The 20,585-nt window shown below is 67.3% G+C and carries 21 protein-coding genes; 13 read left to right on the top strand and 8 right to left on the bottom strand.

Annotation, left to right across the window (positions count from 1 at the left end):
• Positions 1–106: 106 nt before the first annotated feature.
• Positions 107–859, top strand: a complete 753-nt coding sequence (locus AB0L82_RS23945; protein WP_364640124.1) for a DUF1906 domain-containing protein — start codon at positions 107–109, stop codon at positions 857–859.
• A gap of 7 nt (positions 860–866) precedes the next feature.
• On the opposite strand, the gene AB0L82_RS23940 is transcribed toward AB0L82_RS23945, so the two are convergent.
• Together AB0L82_RS23940 and AB0L82_RS23935 are read right to left on the bottom strand one after the other, a co-directional pair.
• On the bottom strand, positions 867–1,232 hold the full coding sequence (locus AB0L82_RS23940; protein ID WP_364640121.1) for a hypothetical protein: 366 nt from the start codon (positions 1,230–1,232) through the stop codon (positions 867–869).
• A gap of 112 nt (positions 1,233–1,344) precedes the next feature.
• The gene (locus AB0L82_RS23935; protein ID WP_364640118.1) at positions 1,345–2,133 is read right to left on the bottom strand and encodes a hypothetical protein; all 789 of its coding nucleotides are present in this window, start codon (positions 2,131–2,133) and stop codon (positions 1,345–1,347) included.
• 317 nt (positions 2,134–2,450) lie between these two features.
• Here AB0L82_RS23935 and AB0L82_RS23930 point away from each other — a divergent pair, with 317 nt between their 5' ends.
• Positions 2,451–3,671 (top strand): mannosyltransferase, encoded by a 1,221-nt coding sequence (locus AB0L82_RS23930; protein ID WP_364640115.1) that lies wholly within the window; start codon positions 2,451–2,453, stop codon positions 3,669–3,671.
• Here AB0L82_RS23930 and AB0L82_RS23925 read toward each other — a convergent pair.
• The gene (locus tag AB0L82_RS23925) at positions 3,613–3,906 is read right to left on the bottom strand and encodes a 4a-hydroxytetrahydrobiopterin dehydratase (RefSeq protein ID WP_364640112.1); all 294 of its coding nucleotides are present in this window, start codon (positions 3,904–3,906) and stop codon (positions 3,613–3,615) included. The genes AB0L82_RS23930 and AB0L82_RS23925 overlap by 59 nt on opposite strands.
• Positions 3,907–3,926: 20 nt before the next feature.
• Complete coding sequence (locus AB0L82_RS23920; protein WP_084522846.1) at positions 3,927–4,106, bottom strand: hypothetical protein; 180 nt, start codon at positions 4,104–4,106, stop codon at positions 3,927–3,929.
• 100 nt (positions 4,107–4,206) lie between these two features.
• Here AB0L82_RS23920 and typA point away from each other — a divergent pair, with 100 nt between their 5' ends.
• From typA to AB0L82_RS23870, 10 genes are all read left to right on the top strand, one after another.
• Positions 4,207–6,153 carry a translational GTPase TypA gene (gene typA, locus AB0L82_RS23915; RefSeq protein WP_364640108.1) on the top strand — a complete coding sequence of 649 codons (1,947 nt, stop codon included), beginning with the start codon at positions 4,207–4,209 and terminating at the stop codon, positions 6,151–6,153.
• A 262-nt stretch (positions 6,154–6,415) separates the two neighbouring features.
• The gene (locus AB0L82_RS23910) at positions 6,416–8,140 is read left to right on the top strand and encodes an ABC transporter family substrate-binding protein (protein WP_364640515.1); all 1,725 of its coding nucleotides are present in this window, start codon (positions 6,416–6,418) and stop codon (positions 8,138–8,140) included.
• Positions 8,137–9,066 carry an N-acetyl-1-D-myo-inositol-2-amino-2-deoxy-alpha-D-glucopyranoside deacetylase gene (gene mshB, locus AB0L82_RS23905; protein WP_364640105.1) on the top strand — a complete coding sequence of 310 codons (930 nt, stop codon included), beginning with the start codon at positions 8,137–8,139 and terminating at the stop codon, positions 9,064–9,066. Before AB0L82_RS23910 ends, mshB begins: the two co-directional genes overlap by 4 nt.
• Positions 9,067–9,069: 3 nt before the next feature.
• The gene (locus tag AB0L82_RS23900; protein WP_194852736.1) at positions 9,070–9,228 is read left to right on the top strand and encodes a hypothetical protein; all 159 of its coding nucleotides are present in this window, start codon (positions 9,070–9,072) and stop codon (positions 9,226–9,228) included.
• On the top strand, positions 9,225–9,737 hold the full coding sequence (locus tag AB0L82_RS23895) for a hypothetical protein (protein ID WP_364640101.1): 513 nt from the start codon (positions 9,225–9,227) through the stop codon (positions 9,735–9,737). The genes AB0L82_RS23900 and AB0L82_RS23895 overlap by 4 nt, the downstream gene beginning before the upstream one ends.
• A 202-nt stretch (positions 9,738–9,939) precedes the next feature.
• Complete coding sequence (locus AB0L82_RS23890; RefSeq protein WP_364640098.1) at positions 9,940–10,620, top strand: hypothetical protein; 681 nt, start codon at positions 9,940–9,942, stop codon at positions 10,618–10,620.
• A gap of 170 nt (positions 10,621–10,790) precedes the next feature.
• The gene (locus AB0L82_RS23885; RefSeq protein WP_364640095.1) at positions 10,791–11,957 is read left to right on the top strand and encodes a nitrate- and nitrite sensing domain-containing protein; all 1,167 of its coding nucleotides are present in this window, start codon (positions 10,791–10,793) and stop codon (positions 11,955–11,957) included.
• Positions 11,958–13,307 carry an ATP-binding protein gene (locus AB0L82_RS23880; protein ID WP_364640092.1) on the top strand — a complete coding sequence of 450 codons (1,350 nt, stop codon included), beginning with the start codon at positions 11,958–11,960 and terminating at the stop codon, positions 13,305–13,307.
• Positions 13,304–13,738 (top strand): roadblock/LC7 domain-containing protein, encoded by a 435-nt coding sequence (locus tag AB0L82_RS23875; protein WP_364640089.1) that lies wholly within the window; start codon positions 13,304–13,306, stop codon positions 13,736–13,738. The genes AB0L82_RS23880 and AB0L82_RS23875 overlap by 4 nt, the downstream gene beginning before the upstream one ends.
• Positions 13,735–14,109: a DUF742 domain-containing protein gene (locus AB0L82_RS23870; RefSeq protein ID WP_364640086.1), complete on the top strand. Its 375-nt coding sequence runs from the start codon at positions 13,735–13,737 to the stop codon at positions 14,107–14,109. Before AB0L82_RS23875 ends, AB0L82_RS23870 begins: the two co-directional genes overlap by 4 nt.
• A 19-nt stretch (positions 14,110–14,128) precedes the next feature.
• Here the strand turns inward: AB0L82_RS23870 and AB0L82_RS23865 are convergent, their stop codons facing one another.
• Positions 14,129–16,084, bottom strand: a complete 1,956-nt coding sequence (locus tag AB0L82_RS23865; protein WP_364640083.1) for a GMC family oxidoreductase — start codon at positions 16,082–16,084, stop codon at positions 14,129–14,131.
• Positions 16,085–16,281: 197 nt separating this feature from the next.
• Here AB0L82_RS23865 and AB0L82_RS23860 point away from each other — a divergent pair, with 197 nt between their 5' ends.
• Positions 16,282–16,749 carry a carboxymuconolactone decarboxylase family protein gene (locus tag AB0L82_RS23860; protein WP_364640080.1) on the top strand — a complete coding sequence of 156 codons (468 nt, stop codon included), beginning with the start codon at positions 16,282–16,284 and terminating at the stop codon, positions 16,747–16,749.
• A gap of 30 nt (positions 16,750–16,779) precedes the next feature.
• Here the strand turns inward: AB0L82_RS23860 and AB0L82_RS23855 are convergent, their stop codons facing one another.
• The 3 genes from AB0L82_RS23855 to AB0L82_RS23845 are packed head-to-tail and all read right to left on the bottom strand — an operon-like array spanning position 16,780 to position 20,534.
• The gene (locus AB0L82_RS23855) at positions 16,780–18,465 is read right to left on the bottom strand and encodes a PH domain-containing protein (RefSeq protein ID WP_364640077.1); all 1,686 of its coding nucleotides are present in this window, start codon (positions 18,463–18,465) and stop codon (positions 16,780–16,782) included.
• Entirely contained in the window at positions 18,462–18,989 is a 528-nt protein-coding gene (locus AB0L82_RS23850; RefSeq protein ID WP_364640074.1) for a PH domain-containing protein, read from the bottom strand. Before AB0L82_RS23850 ends, AB0L82_RS23855 begins: the two co-directional genes overlap by 4 nt.
• Before the next feature lie 51 nt (positions 18,990–19,040).
• Entirely contained in the window at positions 19,041–20,534 is a 1,494-nt protein-coding gene (locus AB0L82_RS23845; protein WP_364640071.1) for a hypothetical protein, read from the bottom strand.
• Positions 20,535–20,585 lie beyond the last annotated feature (51 nt).

Genomic DNA, 20,585 nt, shown 5'->3' with positions numbered 1-20,585 from the left:
AAGGTGCGCCGGGCACGCCGCAAGAGTTCTACCGGTCACGGGCAAGCTCTCTCGGTGCGCACGCGATCGGCATGTTCGGTCAGCGAGTGTGCGAAGGAGTCCCGCGATGCGTCTGTCCCGTGCCCGCAATGCTCTCTCCGACCGCGCGGTGGGCCGTCGCGGATTCCTGCTCGGCAGTGCGGCCGTGGCCGCCGGTGTCACCGCCGGATTCACCCTGCCCGCCCCGACCGCCTCGGCGCGGCAACAACTCGGCACCCTGCTCGATTACGCGGGTGGCGTTCCCGATGTCGAGGCGATCAGCGATGACGGGCATATGGGCGTCATCCGCTATGTCTCGGACCGCCGTCCCGGCGCGGAATGGATGGCCGGAAAACCGCTGCTGGCAAGGGAAGTCGACGCGCTCCGCAGTGCCGGACTATCCGTGGTGTCCTGCTACCAGTTCGGCAAGGGGCCGACCGCCGACTGGCGTGGCGGCTTCGAAGCCGGAGTCCAGCACGCCACGCGGGGCCTGGTGCTGCACAAGGCCGCGGGCGGACCCGATAACGCGCCCATCTACGCCTCGATCGACGACAACCCCAGCGACGCCGACTTCGAGTCCATGATCGATCCGTACCTGCGCGGCTGGGAAACCGTGCTGGGCCGCCCGCGCGTCGGCGTCTACGCCAATTCGCCGACCATCGACAACATCCGCGACGCGGGTCTGGGTTCCTACTTCTGGCAACACAATTGGGGCACCCCGAAGGGGTACGTGCACCCGGACGCCCACCTGCACCAGTTCGAGATCGACAAGCGCTCGGTGGGCGGCATCAGCGTCGACGTGAATTCCGTCCTCGCCCCGGCCTACGGGCAGTGGTGGTAACTCCGGGCTAGGTCTGGCAGTGGCGGGTCGGGTCTTCGAGCAGGTCCGGTTCGTCCGGGACCACGCGCAGGGTGTGCTGGTGGTCGACATTGTCGGCGTCCGGGCCCTGTGAGAAGGCTTGGCGGTCACCGTTCCACGAGAAGATCGACCAGCGGGACAGGCCGGAGAAGGCCGATCCGATACTGCCGAACGACGCGGACGAGAGCAGTGAGCCGAAGGATCCGGCGGAGCCGATCGACAGCACCGATCCGACGCTGCCGATGGACAGGATCGAATAGGCGGAGCCGATCGACAGGATCGATCCCTCCGAGCGAATCGACAGGATCGATCGGCGCGACTTGATGCCCCGAGGGGTGGAGTTCGCAGCGGCCATATCCCCGGTCTACCACAGTGACTCGGGCCGCAGAAAGAATTCGCCCCTGTCCCTCCCGGCTTGTCGCGCGGGTGGAACAGGGGAGAAATTCTCGGCTAACCGTGAATTCCGGTCAGACCGTGAAGAATCCGATGGTCGGCAGGAACGAGCAGGTGATGGGCTGCGATTCGGCATCGGCCTGGGTGGTCAGCGAACCGGAGACCACGGCGACCACACGACCGCCACCGGTGTTGACGATGGCCGACAGCGTGGCCGGGCCGTCCGGGTTGATCTTGGCCTCATCGGTCAGGTTGGCCACACCGGACTGGCGGGTGTCCAGGTTCAGCCACTGCACCGTCATCGGCGGGGTCTGAATTTCGGTGGGGCGCTTGGTGCCCAGCGCGGTGAACACGAATCCGGTCTGGCTCGCGGCCGGTCCGGGCGGGGGCAGCTGGGCCGGGCCGGCGACGGCGAGCGCGGTGCCCACCGAGTCCGCACCGGAGCCGATGCAGCCCTTACCGATGGTCGGCCACAGGAACTGGGCGATGACCGGGCCGTCCTTGGGGATGTCCGGACCGCCACCACCACTGCCGTCCAGGAAGGTGATGATCTTGTTCAGCGTGTCCTTGATGGACTGCGGCAGATTCAGCGTCGCCAGGATCTGCTTGGCCTGATCGAGGATGGCCGTCTGCGGGCCGGGAGCCGCGATATCGGCGGGCCCGGCGGCCGCACCGATGATGGCCGGGATCAGCGAAGCGAGCGCATCGACCGAAACGCCTTCGGGGACCATCGGAATGGTCGCGGTCACCTGCTGCGGTGCCGGTGCCGGTTTGGCGAACGCGGTGGTGGGCACGGCCACGGTGGCACAGGCGGCCAGGGCCACTGCGGTGGTTGCGAACCGCGATCCTCGGGTGCGAAGCACTGGTGTAGCCGTCCTTACCTTCGGGTGCAACTAGCGGCGATGGAGCATCGCTCCGCGCCACTCTAGGGACCGGGCTGCCCGGTTGTACAGCCACGGAGTGATCTTGGCGTCCTATATCAGGTAAAGCTATCGAACGGCCGACCCGAAGTGCTGTTACTGATGGGGTCAGTGATGCGAATGTTACAGCAGGGGGAGCGCGACGCGGGGCGCCACGCGCGGTGCGACTACTCTTGTCGAGGCCCGCAAGCCCGCCGGTATTCGGCCTGTTCGAGGTGTATCCCGGCGTCATCCGCTGCCCGAGCTGAAAGTCCCGAGCCGTGAATCGACATTTCCGCCTGGCTGCCGTGGCCCTCGGCCTCTCCGTGCTGGCGCGCCTGGCCTGGGTGCTGCTGCTGCCGAACGGCATGAATTTCGTCGACCTGCACGTCTATGTGGACGGTTCGGCGAATCTGGGCAGTGGAAATCTCTATGAATACACGGACGCCAGCAAAACACCCGATTTTCCGCTGCCGTTCACCTATCCACCGTTCGCGGCGCTGGTGTTCTATCCGCTGCATTTCCTGCCGTTCTCGGTGGTCGCCATCGGCTGGCTGCTCGCCACGGTCGCGGCGCTGTTCGGCGTGGTGTGGATCGCGCTGGAGTTGATGCTCGGGAAAGACGCACTGCGGCAACAGTATTGGCGCACGACGGCGGTCGCCTGGACGGCCGTCGGCATGTGGCTCGAACCCGTGCGCACCACCTTCGACTACGGCCAGGTCAATGTGTTCCTGGTGCTGATCGCCATGCTCGCGGTGCGCAGCACGAAATGGTGGGTGTCCGGCACGCTGGTCGGCGCGGCCGCCGGGGTGAAGCTGACACCTGCCGTGACCGGTCTGTACTTCGCGGCGCGACGGCGCTGGCTGGACGCGGCGTGGTCGGCGATTGTGTTCTTCGGCACCATCGGCCTGACCTTTTCCATCACCCCGGATGAGACGCGCAAGTACTTCACCGAACTGCTGGGCGACGCGTCCCGGATCGGCCCGGTGGCCTCGTCCACGAATCAGTCGCTGCGCGGCGCGCTGAGCCGTTTCCTCGGCCATGACGTGGTGTCCGGACCGGTGTGGCTGGGGGCGGTGCTGATCACGGCGGTGCTCGCGGTGCTGGCCTGGCGTGCGCTGGCGAAGGACGATCTGCTGGGCACGCTCGTCATCGTGCAGCTGTTCGGTTTGATGGTGTCGCCGATTTCCTGGTCGCACCACTGGATCTGGTTGATTCCGGTCATTCTGTGGCTGGTGTACGGCCCCATGCGCGAGGTCGCGGGCGCTCGGTGGGTGGCCGGATACTGGCTGCTCACCACGGCGATCGGGGTGCCCTGGGTGCTCGGGTTCTTCCAGTCGTCGATCTGGACGGTGTCGCGGCCGGGCATGCTGTCCTGGCTGGGCGCGGTGGATGTGATCGGCGTGCTGGTGTTCTACGCCTGGGTGGCGTGGGCGGGCCGGTCTAGCTCTGCCCGTCCAGTCGATCGATCTCATGAGCCAGCGCGACATCCAGTGCCGTGAGCCCATTGGCGTCATGCGTGGAGAGGGTGAAAGTGACTCTGCGCCAACGGATGTCGATATCCGGGTGATGGTTGGCGGCTTCGGCGGCGACCGCGACGCGGCGCACCAGTTCGATGCCCGCGAGGAATGAGGCGGCTTCGACGGTGCGGGAGATGCTGTGCCCGGTGCGGGTCCAGCCGGGGAGTTCGTGCAGGGCCTTGGCGAGGTCTTCTTCGGAGAGCTGGGCTGGGGTCATGCTTACGGTGTACCCCGCATTCACGCCGCGCGTGCGGCCTTGAGGCCCTTCTTCAGCTCTTTCTTGCCGCAGCAGCCCGAGGCTTCCAGCTTCTTCATGCGCATGATGACGACAGGGCATTTCAGACACCGCGTTTTCTTGCGGCAGCACTTTTTCTTCGGCTTCAGACTCGAAACGTCCTTCGCCTTGACCTTGCCCATGTTGGTTAGCTTAACCTAACTCGGGAGCGCTAAACGTGTGAGTTCCAACCAACGGTAGTGTGTAGCTCGCCGCATGCCCGGTGGAATCTCTACTTTCCCCATGCATGACCCGCCGGGTCGGGCCAACCCTTTGCACCAGGAGGAATTTACTGTGTCGTCTGTCGAGTTCCGTAACGTCGCCATCGTGGCGCACGTCGACCACGGCAAGACAACACTGGTCGACGCCATGCTGCGGCAGTCCGGCGCATTCGCCGAACGCGCCGAGCTGGTCGACCGGGTGATGGACTCCGGGGATCTGGAGCGCGAGAAGGGCATCACCATTCTCGCGAAGAACACCGCGGTGCACCGGCACAACGCCGACGGCTCGCTGACCGTGATCAACGTGATCGACACCCCCGGCCACGCCGACTTCGGTGGTGAGGTCGAGCGCGGCCTGTCCATGGTCGACGGTGTCGTGCTGCTGGTCGACGCGTCCGAGGGCCCGCTGCCGCAGACCCGCTTCGTGCTGCGCAAGGCGCTCGCCGCCTCGCTGCCGGTCATCCTGGTGGTCAACAAGACCGACCGCCCGGACGCCCGCATCGAAGAGGTCGTCGAGGAGAGCCACGATCTGCTGCTGGACCTCGCCTCCGATCTGGACGACGAAGCCTCCGAGGCCGCCGAGCTGGCCCTGGACCTGCCCGTGCTGTACGCCTCGGGCCGTGAGGGCAAGGCGTCCACCAACCGTCCCGAGAACGGCAGCGCGCCGGACGCGGAGAACCTCGACGAGCTGTTCGAGGTCCTGATGAAGTACGTGCCCGCCCCCAAGGGCGATAAGACCGCCCCGCTGCAGGCGCACGTCACCAACCTCGACGCCTCGCCGTTCCTCGGCCGTATCGGCCTGGTCCGCATCCACAACGGCACCCTGCGCAAGGGTCAGAACGTGGCGTGGATGACCCCCGAGGGCAATAAGACCGTCCGCATCACCGAACTGCTGCAGACCGTCGGTGTGGAGCGCAAGCCGGGCGAGGAGGCCATCGCCGGTGACATCGTCGCCGTCGCGGGCATCCCGGAGATCATGATCGGCGACACCCTCGCCGATGTGGACAACCCGGTCGCGCTGCCGCGTATCACCGTCGATCAGCCGGCCATCTCGGTGACCATCGGCACCAACACCTCGCCGCTGGTGGGTCGCGTGTCCGGGCACAAGCTGACCGCCCGCATGGTCAAGGACCGCCTGGACAAGGAGCTCATCGGCAATGTGTCGCTGAAGGTCCTGGACATCGGCCGTCCGGACGCCTGGGAGGTGCAGGGTCGTGGTGAGCTCGCGCTCGCCATCCTGGTCGAGCAGATGCGCCGCGAGGGCTTCGAGCTGACCGTCGGCAAGCCGCAGGTGGTCACCCAGACCGTCGACGGCAAGATCCACGAGCCCTTCGAAGAGCTGACCGTGGACTGCCCGGACGAGTACCTGGGTGCGGTCACCCAGCTGCTGGCCGCCCGCAAGGGCAAGATGGTCCAGATGAGCAACCACTCCGCCGGGTGGGTGCGCATGGAGTTCATCGTCCCCTCGCGCGGTCTGATCGGTTTCCGCACCGACTTCCTCACCGAGACCCGCGGCACCGGTATCGCCAACGCCATCTTCGACGGTTACGCGCCGTGGGCCGGCGAGATCCGCGCCCGCCACACCGGTTCGCTGGTGTCGGACCGTGCCGGTTCGGTCACCCCGTTCGCCATGATCCAGCTGTCCGATCGCGGTCAGTTCTTCGTGGAGCCGGGCGCGGACACCTACGAGGGTCACGTCGTGGGCATCAACCCGCGCGCGGAGGATCTCGATATCAACGTCACCCGTGAGAAGAAGCTGACCAATATGCGGTCCGCCACGGCCGACGTCTTCGAGACCCTGGCCAAGCCGCTGCACCTGGATCTGGAAGCGGCCATGGAGTTCTGCACCGACGACGAATGCGTCGAGGTCACCCCCGAGGTCGTGCGCGTGCGCAAGCTGATCCTGGGCGCCACCGAGCGTGGCCGCGAATTGTCTCGCAAGAAGGCCCGCGACCGCGCGGCTCAGTAATTCGGCCTCCGCTCCGCTCCGGCGGGTCGCGGCCCTCCAAGCCCGGAACCTTCCCTCCCTCCGCTCCTCCGCTTCGCTCCCCCGCTCCACTCAGTCCAGAACCCGGGCGGGTCGCGACCTTGGGGCGGGGGGAGTTTCGGCCTCACGGGGCCGCGCGAATTGTGCCTACGCGGTGTCCCTGGTGGGCAGAAACGGATTAGGTAGAGTGCCGAACGTGAGAACGGGGGCCGGTGTGCGCGCATCGTTGCGTGCGGTGCTTTTGATGGTCGCGACCCTGCTGACGGTCGCGACCGGATGCACCGCGAATCCGCCACCGCCGATCGAGTCCACCGACAGTCCGAAGACGCAGCCCGCCAAGCCCGGTAAGAATTCCGTGGTGGTGGCGGTGGACGATATCGGCATCGGGTTCAATCCGCATCTGCGGTCGCAGCTTTCGCCCGCGACGTCCGCGGTGTCGTCGATGGTGCTGCCGAGTCCGTTCCGGTCGGTGCCCAATACCGTGGTGCCCGGCGGTTCGGATTGGGTGCTGGATCCGGCGCTGATGGTGTCGGCGGATGTGACGGCGCAGGAGCCGTTCACCATCACCTATCAGATCAAGAACGAGGCGTCCTGGTCCGATGGCGCTCCGATCGCGGCCGAGGATTTCAAATACCTGTGGCAGCAGATGATCACGCAGCCCGGTGTGGTGGATCCCGCCGGGTACCGGCTCATTTCGGATGTCAGTTCGTCCGCGGGCGGTAAGACGGTCACCGTCACACTGCGCGAGGAGTATCCGGCCTGGCGGCAATTGTTCACCGATCTGCTGCCGCAGCATCTGGTGAAGGATTCCGGGTTCGAACAGGGCCTGGTGGACACCATTCGGATTTCCGGCGGGCAGTTCCGGATCAAGCAGGCCGATCGCGGCCGCGAGGAGATTCTGCTCGAGCGCAATGACCGGTACTGGGGTAAGCCCGCGGTGCCGGATCAGATTCTCCTGCGGCGCGGTGGAACTCCGGCGCAGGTGGCCGAATCGCTGCGGGTCGGTGACGCGCAGATGGCGCTGGTGCACGGCGGTGTCGCGTTGCAGGCGCAGTTGGCGGCGATTCCGTCGGTGCGCACCGCGATTCAGGCGCAGTCCCGGGAGATGCAGCTGGTGCTCAATGGCCGCAGCGGTGATCTGGCCGATGTGCGGGTGCGCAAAGCCGTTCTGGGACTGCTGGATCCGGTATTGCTGGCCACCGTCGGCGCACAGACCGGCAGCTGGGTGGAGCCGGTGCGCGCACAGGTGCTCGCGCCCTCGGATCCGGGTTACGTTGCGACGCAACCGCCGCGGCTCAGCTCGGAAGAAGTGTTCGGTCTGCTCAATGAGGCCGGATACGGCCGGGCGGCCGAGCCCGCGGTGACGCAGTCGCCGACTTCGCCTGCGCCGCAACCGCGTCCGATCGCCAAGAACGGTAAGACGCTGACTGTCCGGATCGGCGCGGTCGAGGGCGATGACGCCACGCTGGCCGTCGCCAATACCGCCGCCGACCAATTGCGCAGTGCCGGAATCGATGTGATGGTGCGCAGCATCGCCGCCGCCCAGCTGTACGGCAAGGACACCACCGATTCCGGGGTGGACGCGATTGTGGGCTGGGAGCATGCGGGCGCGGATCCGGCGACCGCGCTGGCCTCGCGGTTCGGCTGCCCGCCGCCGCCGATTCCGGACGCCTCGGGCACGGGCACCGACAGCACCGTCTCCGATGCCGCGAAGAAGGCCCCGTCGAATCTGTCCGGGGTGTGCGATCCGGTGTTGCAGCCGGGTATCGATGTGGCGCTGCGCGGGATCGATGTCGGCAAGGTGATCGGTGATTCCGAGCCCGCGCTGTGGAATCTGGCGACGGTGCTGCCGATCGTGCAGGACACGCAGGTGGCGGCGGCCGGACCCCGGGTGGACGGCGTCTCGCTGAGCGGCGCGATCCAGACCGGTATCTTCGCCGATGCCGCGAATTGGCGGCGGCTGCCGTGACCGAATTCGGGCCCGGACAGGGCGGGCTGCTGCTGGTGCACGCGCATCCCGATGACGAGTCCATCACCACCGGCGGCACCATCGCGCACTATCGGCGGCGCGGTATTCCGGTGACGGTGGTGACCTGCACCCTCGGTGAGGAGGGTGAGGTCATCGGGGAGCGGTGGGCGCGGCTGGTGGCGGATCAGGCCGATCAGCTGGGCGGCTACCGGATTCTCGAATTGTCTAGGGCCCTGGCCGAATTGGATGCGGGTCCGCCGCGTTTCCTGGGTGGTGCGGGCCGCTGGCGCGATTCCGGTATGGCCGGTACTCCGGCGGCGCGCAATCCGCGCGCCTTCGTGAAATCCGGTCAGGAGGCGGTCGACGCGCTGGTGCAGATCATTCTCGAACTGCGTCCGCAGGTGGTTGTCGGCTATGACCCGCGCGGCGGGTACGGCCATCCGGATCATATTCGGGCGCATGAGATCACCATGGCCGCAGTCGATTCCGCCGCCGAATGGGGCTGGGAGACGCCGAAGGCGTACTGGACCGTCACCGACAGCGCCACCCTGGCCATGCATACCGAGGCGCTCAAGCGGCGCACGGTCGATCAGCTGCCGGGTGCGATTCCGCCCGGCTGGCGACTGCCGCACACCGGCGAATTGGCCTGTGTGCCACACGAATCCGTCACCACCACGGTGGATGTGGCGGATGCGCTGGCCGCCAAGCGGGCGGCACTGCGCGCGCACGCGACCCAGGTGACGGTCGCGCCGTCCGGCCGCGAATTCGCGCTGTCGAACAATATCGCCCAGCCGGTGCTGCCGGAGGAGCATTACATTCTGGTGCGCGGGCAGCGCGGTCCGGTCGGGGCGGACGGGCGTGAGCACGATCTGTTCGCCGGATTGCCCGGCGCACAGGTTTCACCGTCGATCGAGATGAGACACTGAGCCATGTACAACTGGGATCTGCAGAATGCGATCGCGGCGTTCGTCGAAAGTCAGCGCCCCAATTTCCAGGCGCAGCACGAGCTGTATCTGTCGGTGCTGTACGGATTCGTCGATATGCAGAGTCACCTGCTGACCCTGCTCGGCTTCCCGCCGGTGCCGTGACGTCCGCCGTCGCCAAGCACGGTGAGCGCGTCGGCCTGGGCAGTGTGCCGGGGCGGCCCTGGGTGGGTGCCGCCATCGGGCTGTTCCTCACCGTTGACGCGCTGATCACGCTGGTGCTCGAGGTGCTGTACCTGCCCATCTACATCGGCCACGCCAACGCTCCGATGAGTGAGCCGGTTTTGGCCGCCGCCGCGCCGCTGGCCTCGACCAGCACCACCGCCGGTGCGATTCCGCTGCCGATCACCGCACTGCTCGCCGGGGTGGTGAATGTGCTGCTGGTGATGGGCATGTCGGTGGTGAGCCGGCGGATTCCGGTGATGATCATTCCGCTGACGGTGTGGACGCTGGGTTTCCTGGTGTGCGCGAGCAGCGGGCCGGGTGGCGACGCCCTGCTCATCAGTGATTGGCCGACCATGGCGCTGCTGCTGTGCGGACTGGTGCCGCCGGGGCTGTACCTGTACTGGAAGGCGACCTCCCGCTACGCCCATGAGATCGAGGCCGTGCGCTAGTCCGGTCGATTCGGGGCTCGGGTCACACTGTGCCCGGCCGTCTCGTCTTCTTGGTGACCATCGAGAAAATGAGGAGCGCGCAATGGCTTTCGAGGCTTCGAAGAACTCCGCGGCACGATTCGCGGCCGGGTGCTCACCCCCGGTGACGCCGATTTCGAGCAGGCGGCCGCGCCGTGGAATACCGCGGTGACACAGCGGCCGGGTGGCCTGGCCCGGTGCGCGGTTGCAGGAGGTGTGGGATCTGTTCCGGCAGTTGACCTCTCACGCGCCGGACGAGTTGTCCGTATGGTTCCAGCGGTTCCAGTTCCCGCAGGCGCCGGAGATGGTGGCCATCGATATCGCCTACCTCGGTGATCCGGAGCGGGGGCGCGCACTGGTCGCGGCGATCGATGCGCTCGGCGGTGCGGTGGCCGATACCCGCGCGGTGCTGTCGGTGGCGAATCTCGGCGATATCACCGCCGAGCCGACCGCGCCGAGCCCGTCGGTATCGCGCGCGGAATTGCTCACCGATCTCGATGACGCGACCGTGAAAGTGCTGCTGGGCGAATCGGTTGCGCCGCTGTTGAATATTCAGGTCCGGCAGCTGGGTGGTGCGCTGGGGTTGCCGGGTGCGGGTGCGCGCGGTCCGCTGCCCGAGCAGTACGTGGTGTACCTGCTGGGCCTGGGTGTGCCGCAGCTGCGAGATGCGGTCTCCGCCAAGCAGAATGCGCTGGTCGAGGCATTGGGTGCGCATATCAGTGGTGCGAAGCCGTACACCTTCCTGGCGCCCGGCGAATCCGTGGCGGCGGCCTTCGACGCGCGCACGCTGGAGCGGTTGCGGGTGCTCAAGCGGGATCGGGACGCGGACAATGTGATTCGAGCCAATTTCGGTGTGCTGGGTTGATGAGAACGCATAATCGCAAAATCCTTAGCATTCGAAATGAATTGCATCTGTAGTCGATTCGGGAACTTTCCGTTACTCTCTCGATCGAGAGAAAGCGTGACGAACAGCTCATTTTGGGCAGCTCGGCATGATCGGGGGCGCGGCGGCGTTCGGGAGCGGGAAGATTTTCGGTGGGCAGCTGGCAGAACCTGCGCAAATCGATTGGCAGGCAGACCGATTCGATAGAGCGCGGGGTTCAGGGCTGGGTGAGCATCCGGGTCCGGCTGCTCGCGATCGTGCTCATCTCCAGCATCACGCTGCTGGCCATCGGCGCGGGCGCGGCCAGTTACCTGGTCAAATCCGCGCAGGATGACGAGGACTGGGCCCAACTCAGCGGCGACACCACGACCCCCGCGATCCTGATGGTCTCCTCCTTCGAGGAGGAGCGGCGGCTGTCGATGCTGCGGCTGGCCGGTGACGCCGACGCGATCGCCCAATTGACGCCCGCGCGTACGCGTTCGGATCAGGCGCTGGCCGTGGTCAAGACCAAGGGCGACGCCGCACGCAAACTCAATCCCGATGGCGCGGCGGCCGATATCGACGGCTACAACAAGCTTTTCAGCATGGTGCCCACGCTGCGCAACGGTGTGGATTCGCTACAGGCCACCCCCGAGCAGGTTTTCGGATTCTTCACCGAGGTGATCCGCACCATTATCTCGGCGTCGATGCTGGCGGCCCGGGTCGCGCCGAACGCCAAACTCGGTGTCGAACTCGGGCACGGTGTGGAGCCGCTGCGTGCCGCCGAAGCGCTGTCGCAGGCCGACACCATCGGCGCGGTGGCGGTGACCACCGGGATCTTCTCCGGTGCGCAACTGCTCGAATTCAGCCGCCGCGCGGGCGAATTCCGCGCCCAGGTGGCGTACGCGGGCACGGTGCTCAAGGGCAAGCGGCTCGCCGAACTGAACGCGATCACCGATGGCTCGGCGTGGCAGCAGGTCACCGCCATGCAGGATGCGCTGCTGCTGCGCGGTCCGGTCGGCGACACCGATGCGACGGCGACCGGGAATGCGGCCGAGACCGGGAAGACCGCGACCGGGAAGCCGCGCGACACCGCCCGGGCGACCGCCGCGTTGCCGGTGAGCCTGGACGATTGGCAGCGGGCTTCGGCGCAGGTCAATATGGCCCTGCAGCGGCTCTGGGAGAATCAGAGTCGCGATCAGCACGTGATCGCGAGCAGGCAGGGCGCCGCGACCACCCGCGATTCGCTCATCGGCGGTGCGATGGTGGGGCTGATCGCGCTGCTGGCCTTCGGCGCGGCGTTCGTGCTGGCCAATCGCTTCATCGGCCGGATGAAGTGATTGCGCAGTGACACACTGGAATTGGCCGATCAGCGGATGCCGGGCCTGATTCAGCGGCTGGGCGCGGGCGAGGATGTCGATGTCTCGGCCGAGGTGTCGCGCCTGGACTTCGGCACCGATGAGCTGGGTCAGGTGGCCGATGCCTTCAACCGCGCCCACGTGGCGGCGGTATCGGCGGCGATCGCCGAGGCGCGCACCCGGGCCGGTATCAACTCGGTCTTCCTGAATATCGCGCATCGCAGTCAGGTGGTGGTGCACCGGCAGCTCGGCCTGCTCGATCGCGCCGAGCGCGAGGAGAAGAACTCCGATCAGCTCGAATTGCTGTTCCAGCTCGATCATCTCGCCACCCGCGCCCGGCGCAATGCCGAGAATCTGATCATTCTGGGTGGTGAGCAGCCGGGGCGGCGCTGGCGTAATCCGGTGGCGCTCATCGATCTGGTGCGAGGTGCGGTGGCGGAAAGCCTGGACTACACCAGGATTCGGACCGGCCGCCTGCCCGAGGTGTGGGTGGCCAGTCGCGCGGTGGCCGATATCATCCACCTGCTGGCCGAGCTGACCGACAATGCCACGGCCTGTTCGCCGCCGGAGTCCGATGTCACGGTGTCCGCGGTGGTGGTGGGCCGGGGCGTCGCGGTCGAGGTCATCGATCACGGTCTCGGCATGACCGAGGCCCAGTTGGCCGAACGCAATGCGCTACTGGCGAATCCGCCGGACTTCAGTGTGGCGACACTGTCCGGCAATACCCGGCTCGGCCTGTTCGTGGTCGCTAAATTGGCTGCCCGGCATGCTGTGTCGGTGAAACTGCTGGAATCCGAGTACGGCGGCGTGCGCGCCGTGGTGCTGATTCCGTCGGCGGTGCTGGAGACTTCCGGGCCACCGCGGCATGAGCGGCCGTTTCCGCATCGCGGTCTGCCCGCCGCGCAGACCTCCCGGTTCGCCGTGCCTTCGCCGCCCACCGTGCCGCCCGCCGGTGGTCCGGATTCCTTCGAATCATTGGCCCCGGTCTGGTCGAATGCCGTTCGCGCCGAACGGAATCCGGAATTCCCACGGCCCAGTCTGCCCGCCCGGGAACCGGGGCCGAACGCGCTCTCCAGTGTCTACACCGAACACCCGGACGCGAACGCGGACCGCCCGGGAACCTATACCGATCTCCCGCGGTCCGATTCCGCTCGCCCGGATCTGCCTCGCCGCAGTCGCCGGACCGGTGCGGATACGGCCGCCGAACCGGTGGTGTCCGCACTGCCGCGGCAGCGCACGGCCGATGAGGCCCGCAATCTCATGAGCGCGATCTCCAAAGGCACCCGCCAGGGCCGCAAGCACCCTCCGGAATCCGAGAGAGGACCACAATGACCACCTTCCAGCGAATCGATCTGGGCTGGCTGCTCGACGAAATGGTCAGCGGGCTGACCGATGCGCGGGTGGCGGTGCTGCTCTCCACCGACGGCCTGCCGCTCGGTTATTCGAAGGGACAAAAGCATTCGGAGGCGGAGCGTTTCGGCGCGATGGCCTCGGCGCTGCACAGTCTGGCGCGGTCGGCCGGGCACCACTTCAGGGCGGGCGGGGTCTGCCAGACGGTGGTCGAACTCGATGAGGCGGTGCTGTTCATCACCGCGGCCGGGGAGAACGCCTGCCTGGCCCTGCTGGCCTCCGAGACCGCCGATATGGGTCTGGTGGCCTATGAGATGAATCAGACCGTGCAGCGCGTCGGCACCCATCTGTCGGTCGATCCGGTTCGCCGTCCACCACACGCTGATCCCGCGGGCGGCGCGCAACGGCCATGAACGAGCCGCGCGAACACTGGTACGAGGAGGATTCCGGGCCGCTGGTCCGCCTCTTCGCGGTGACCGGCGGCCGCGGCGGCATCCAGCGGCCGGAGCTGTCCATGACGACGCAGTTGGTCGATGTGCAGCGCGGTGCGTCCGTGCGGCGCACCGAACCGGAGTACGCGGCCATCGTGCGGATGTGCCGCACCCCGATTTCGGTGGCCGAGGTGGCGGCGCATCTGCAGCTGCCGCTCGCGGTGGTCAAGGTACTGATCGGGGATCTGATCGATGAGGGCAGGCTGGTGTATCGCACGCCGCCGCCCCCCACGGGCAGCACCGCCGATATGGGGCTGCTGACCGCGGTACTGGAGGGCATCCGGTCGCTGTGAGCTGACTCGACGCTGTGAGCTAAGTCAGCTGTGCGGCAAGGCGTTTGGCGTTCATATAGGCGATGGCCTCGATGGAGACCATCGGGTTGACGCCCGGTGCGGTGGGGAAGCTGGAACCGTCCGCGACGACGATATTGGCCACATCCCAGGTGGCCCCGTCCGGATTGGTGGCCGAGAGTTCGGGGGAGCCGCCCATGCGCGCCGAACCCATGATGTGCAACGCGCCCAGCGCGCACTGTCCGGGGCCGTAGCCCGCGCGCTCGCAGGCCGCCTCGAATTCGGCGTGCGAGCCGCGCACGCCGGGTTCGTAGGACACCCCGGCCTGATGCCCGGAGAAGATGCGGCGTGCCCCGGCGGCCTCCAGAATCTGTGCGGCACCGGTGATTCCGGTGTGCAGGTGTCCGGCGTCGTAATCCGAGAGCTTGTATTTGACGATCGCCTCGCCGGTCTTGTCGATTTCCACGGTGCCCGAATCGCGGTCGCGGGTGATGACGCCGACGGCGTTCGAGCGGGCGAAGTCCAGCATGGTGGCGCGGTGCTCGGCGGCCCCGCGCCAGTTCATGAATCCGGTGGCCAGACCCGGGTGCAGGGGTCCGGTCTCGTAGATGACGCCGTAACCCTTACCGTCCAGATCGGCGTGGTGGCGGCTGATACGAGTCTGCAAACCGCCTTCCCAGCCCCGGATCTCGTCATCGAAGACGCCGAAGACCGCCGCGGCCGGATGCAGGCGCAGATGACGGCCGATGTTCTTGTTCTTCAATCCGGACCGCTGCAGCAGGGCGGGCGTCTGGATGGCTCCGGCCGCCACGACCACGGCGCGGGCCGACACCGTGATCTCCGCACCATTCGAGGTGACCGCCGAAACCGCTTCGGCACGAACGTTTTTCACCTCGATGCGCCGTACATCGGCATCGACCACCAGGCGTGCGCCGTGCCCGGCCGCGTCGGCGAGCCAGGTCTTGGTGACCGACTGTTTCGCGCCCACGCGGCAGCCGTAACCGCAACGGCCGCATTCGATTCCGGCATCGCAGGCGTCGGAGACATTGCGGGGCAGGGCATCGATATCCCAGCCGAGCGCCTGTGCGCCGCGTTCGAGGACGCTGTCTCGCGGTGACAGTTGCGATTTGGCCGTCGTGACGCCGATCCGGCTGGACACCGCAGCGAGCGCGTCACCGTATTCGGCCTCGGCGAATTGCGGTGCGCCGAGTTCGGCCCACTCCTGCCGCACGGTATCGGGGGTGGGCAGCGAGGTGCTCCAGTTGACGACGGTGCCGCCGCCCAGACAGGTTCCGGCGACCAGGGTGATCTGGCCCTCGGCCGATCCGGCGGGGCCGGGCGCGTACAGACTGGTCAGCGCCTCCAGTTCGCCCGCGCCGAAATCCCGGTCGTCGTAATAGTTTCCGCGTTCCAGCACCACCACATCGAGTCCGGCCTCGGCGAGTACCGCGGCCGCCGCGCCGCCGCCCGCACCGGAGCCGATGATCACGACATCGCAGGTGAGCGTGGTGGATTCGGTGTATCGCTGCGGTTGCAACGCCGGTTTCGGGGCGTTCTGCAACGGTCCCGCCGGAGCCGGATAGCCGATCTCCTTCCACAGCGGATTCGTGCCGGTCGGTCCCGGGGTGACGTTGTAGGCCAGCAGCGATGCCTGCTTGAGCGCCTGGAAGATGGCCCGCACCGGTGCCAGTCCGGAATCGCCGAGCTTCAGCAGCGCCTGCTCGCGCTGCTCCTGCGACAGTGTGGAGAACTTGCGCGGCCCATTGCCGGTGAGCAGGCCGGTGAGCCGGGAATCCCACAGCCCGAGCAGCGTCGCCAGTTGCTTCTTCTCCGCCTCGCGCGGATTGCGGCCCAGAATCCGGAAGATGGTGTCGACCGTTCCCAGCTCCGTCGCGGCGGGCAGGGTGAGCCCGTCGCCGGGCAGGAACGTATTGCAGATCTGGCCCAGCGCGGCCCGCTGTGCGGCCGTTGGTTCCATGACAACTCCCCTCGTAAAACCTGGGTGTTTTCTACCATATCGGGCGAATATCGGCTCACTTTTCAGCGTCTCGATCTGCGGAAATCTAAGTTTCTCGAGGTGAATGAAAAATTACATCTGGAATCGATGTCACACCCGTGCGGGCCGCGTCGTCATTTCTGTGTAGTCAACAAGAACCCAGTGGAAAGAGCAGCGCAATGACCCGCTTCGCCCTGTACCAGAATGAAGTCGCCGCCAAGTTCAACAAGCGCCTGGTGACCGCGGCCCGCGTCGTCGACGAGTCCACCCTGCCCAAGGCCACCCAGGAACTGGTCAAGATCCGCGCCTCGCAGATCAACAGCTGCGGTATGTGCCTGGATATGCACACCAAGGACGCGGCGCACGCGGGTGAGACCCCCGTCCGCCTGGCCATGGTCGCCGCGTGGCGCGAATCCACCGTCTTCGACGAGGCCGAGCGCGCCGCGCTGGCGCTGACCGAGGAGGGCACCCGCCTGGCCGACGCCCACCAGGGCATCAGCGAGGACACCTGGGCGCAGGTCCGCAAGAACTACGACGATGACCAGATCGGCGCGCTGATCTCGCTGATCGCCACCATCAACGCCTGGAACCGCTTGAACGTCATCGCGGGCATGACCGGCGGCGAGTACCAGCCCGGCCAGTGGTGACTCGCTCGGTCCGCTGAGTCGCGATGCGGCTCAGCGGGTTCCGAGTTGACCCGGGGTGACGGCCTCGATCAGCGGCCACACCTGGTCCAGCGGAATGTCCATGACGTGATAGCGCTTCTTGCCCGCCGCGGTGGCGGCGGTGATGGTGGCCAGGCCGACCCGGCGCTGGAACCACGATTGCCGCACCGTCCAGCCGATGATGCCGGGGCCCTCCAGACAATCCCGATCGCGATCGAGCGAGCCGCTGCGCGTGATGAGCCAGGTGGGGTTGTCGCCGGTCGCGGGAATCACCGTATGGCCCAGACCCCGCGCGCGATCCCACGCCAGTGCGGTGGCCACGGCGGCCGCCAGCACCGGTAGCACCCAGATCCATGCCGGAATCGACCCGCCCGCAAGGGATATCGCGATCAGGACGACCGCGGCCACACCGGGCAGGCTCAGGGCCCGGGTGTAGCGGCGGCGGGTGGCGGCCGGGCCGTGCGAGCGCAGCTCCGCGGTGACGATGGGTGGAATCGGGAGTTCGGCTTCGCCACGGACCGCACCGTTCGCCCCGGGGACCGGACCCGCGCCGGGCGCGATCGCGTCGAGAACGGCCGTGCTGTCGAGCAGATGCGCCAGGGTGTGATCCACGGCCGCGCGGGGAGCCTGGGGAACGATTTTCTGCCGGGACTTGGTGCCCGTCATGATGGTTTCGAGTTCGGCCGCGCCCGCCATGCGCAGCAGCAGCGGTTCGTTCACGGTCGCACCGCGTAGCCGGGCCAGATCCAGGGTGGTCTGGCGGGTGGTGAACAATCCGTGCCGGATATGCAGTGTGCTGCCGTCGTCGATGACCTTCAGTCCGTAGTAGGTGGTCAGGTAGCGGGCGCAGGCCGCCAGGCTGACGAAGGCCACCAGGAACAGGAACAGCGCGGTCACCGCCAGCGCGATGGCCTGTGCGCCACCGTCTTCCACGCCCTGTACGGCGCTGGAGTCGAAGATGACGCGGGCGAAGCCGTATTGGAAGAGCAGGCCGACGATCGGCGCGATGATGGCGAACCCGGTCAGCGACAGCGGTGCGTAGCGCACCCAATTCGCCTGCCAGTGCGTGATTTCCACCGGTGCGTGCGCGGGCGGTGCGGGCAGGTCGACGACCGGCTTGTTCAGCGTCACGCCGCCGGTCGCGGCCGTATCCCGCTGTGGCTCGGCGGATTCCGCGCCATTGTGCCCCTGCTCGCGGGTGTGTTCGAGCAGGGTGGTGCGCAGTGCGGGCACCAGCCCGGCGTCGAGCGAATCGAGTTTGAACCGGTCTCCGCGCTCGGCCTGCTGTCCGGTGCCGATGGACAGTACCGCCAGCCCGAGCGCCCGGTGCAGCAGATCGGCTTCCACGTCCACCGAGCGAACTCGAGTGCGCGGCACCGACAGTCGCTTGCGTTGAATCAATCCGGTGCGCAGTTCGACATTGTCCGGCGTGATCCGATAGGTGGTGGTGAACCAGCGCGTGATGGCCAGGACAACGATGATGCCAACCACCCCGAGGCTCCACATCGGGCTGTCACTGCGCGCCCCCGCGATGAGGGTGGCCAGCAGCACCGGGATGAAGCGGATCAGCTCGGTGATCGGATGCACCAGCAGCATGCGCCGATCCAGCCGCTGCCAGGAGGCGCTCGGCGGCGGGGGAGCGGGCGGTGCGGGAATCGATTGTGGCGCTGCGGGATCGGGGTTGAACGGGTCGGTCACGTGGCGTCTCCGCGATGCCGGGCGGCGATTTCGGTCAACTGTGTGACGGTGCGCCGGGCATCGTCGAGGGCGAGTGCGCTGATGTGCACGGCCCCGGCCGAGGATGCGGTGGTCACCGTCACCGTGGCCAAGCCGAGCAGTCGTTCCAGCGGTCCGCGATAGGTGTCGACGGTCTGGATGCGGCTGATCGGCGCGACCCGGCTCTCCTGGGTGAACCAGCCCGTCCGGGTGTAGACGGCCTCGGCGGTGATCTCCCACCGGTGCACCGCGTACCGCCACATCGGTACCACGCCGATGCTGAATATCGCTGCCAGCACGGCGATTACGAGTATCCACAGCTGCCAGGTGCGCCGGTGCGGATCCACGATCATCCAGATGATCAGGGCCAGGAAGGGGAACGCCCACGACAGTGCGGCGCCGATCGCCCACAGCAATTTCGCGCGCGGACTCGGATGCCAGGCGGGATCCACCATGATCCCGCCGGGGGCGGGCTGGAGGTCGCCGGAGGCGGGACGCTCGGACATGCCTGCCATGCTTGCACGAATTACGCCCGATCTCCGGCCATCTCGGCGGGGTTAGTTCGGGGTGATGCGGAAGAGTCCGCTCAGGGTGCCCTGGTATTGCACGCGGCCGGGGGCGATGGTGCCGACCATTTGCAGGGTGTCGTGAATGGTGGTGGCGCCGATGGTCTGTGCGGTCTCGACATGGCCGGTGGCGGCGTCGATGACGGTGTATTTGTAGTTGTCGGTGACGCCGCCGCTGCCGCTGGGCAGGCCCGCGCTGCCCGAGCCCAGGCTGCCGGACGAGCTGCCCGAACCGCCGCTGCCCGAACCGAGCAGGGAGTGCCGGGCGATGGTGTAGATCTTGCCGTCGGCGACCGACAGGCGCGGAACCGCCGCGGAGGGAACGGTATTGGTCCACACCACGGTGCACCCGGACCCGGTGACGTCGATGCGGGTCATACCGCCGGTGAACGGTGCGCCGGCGGGCTGGCTGGGTCCGGCGTTGGCGGGCAGTTGTGGATAGGGGTAGCCGTAGGTGCCGGCCACGAACAGGCTGTTGCCCGCGCCGATGGGGGAGTTCTCGGTGCCGTCGATGGCGGGCACCGAGCACACCGTATTACCGGTGGCCGTATCGAAGACGAGCAGATTCTCCTTGGTCGCGGCGTTGTCGGTGATGGCGATGTATTCGGTGCCGCTGCCCGCGCCGAAGAAGGTGGGGGTCGCGCCGGTGCCCCAGCTCAACTGTCCGGGTTTGCGCGCGGGTCCGCGATCGTAGGCGCGCCGCCACACCACATAGGGATTGCCCGAGGAGTCCGCGCGCAGCAGGTACAGCGCGTGATCGGTGGCGACGGTGACGCCCTGCGGTGCGCTGGAGATGCTGTTGGCGACCATTTCCCCGGGGGCGAGTTCCACGGCCTTGGCGGTTCCGGTGGCGGGGTCGGCGAATCCGGCGGCCCCGTTATCGGTGGCGAACCAGACCCGGCCGTCGAAGTCGGGCATGACCGCGGCGACATGATCGCAGTCCCCGCCGCCGCAGTGCGCGGTAACCGCCTGCGCGATGGGTGTTCTCGAGGTGATGGACAGTTTCCAGCCGTTGCCGTCGCGTTCGTGTCCGATGCGCAGCAGTTCACCGCTGCCGTCGACGGTGACCATGCGGTCCTGTTCGTCGAGGTAGGCGTAGACGCCGCCGAGCAGGCTGCCCTTGGTGAGATTCAGTGTGGCGAGGGTGTTTCCGTTGGTGGGGTCGAGCAGCAGCACTTCGGGGGCGCGGTCGGTGATCTTGGTGCACAGGGCCTGCGGGAAGCCGTCGGCTCCTTGCAGGATGGTCGGGCAGGCGGCGGCCTCCTCGTGGAAGTCGGCGCGGACGTTCCCGGTGCCGGGTCCGGGGAGCGGGGTGGCGTCGGAGGATTCGGCATCGCCGTGCATGGTCGCGGTGCCGACCGGTCCGAGATACGGATTCGCGGGCGGCAGGTTGTAGGCGGCGGAGGCCGGGCTGGTCGCGACGGTCAGCATGAGCGTCGCGCCCGCCGCTCCCAGGAGGGTGGCGCGGCTGAATCTCTCGAACACGGGTTCCCCATCTCAGCAAGGTGAATGCGAATATTCGAATCAGGCGATACG

The organism is Nocardia sp. NPDC052001 (assembly GCF_040680615.1).
Taxonomy (GTDB): Bacteria; Actinomycetota; Actinomycetes; order Mycobacteriales; family Mycobacteriaceae; genus Nocardia.
Note: the sequence above shows the minus strand (reverse complement) of the source record. Positions and strands in the feature narration are given on the sequence as shown.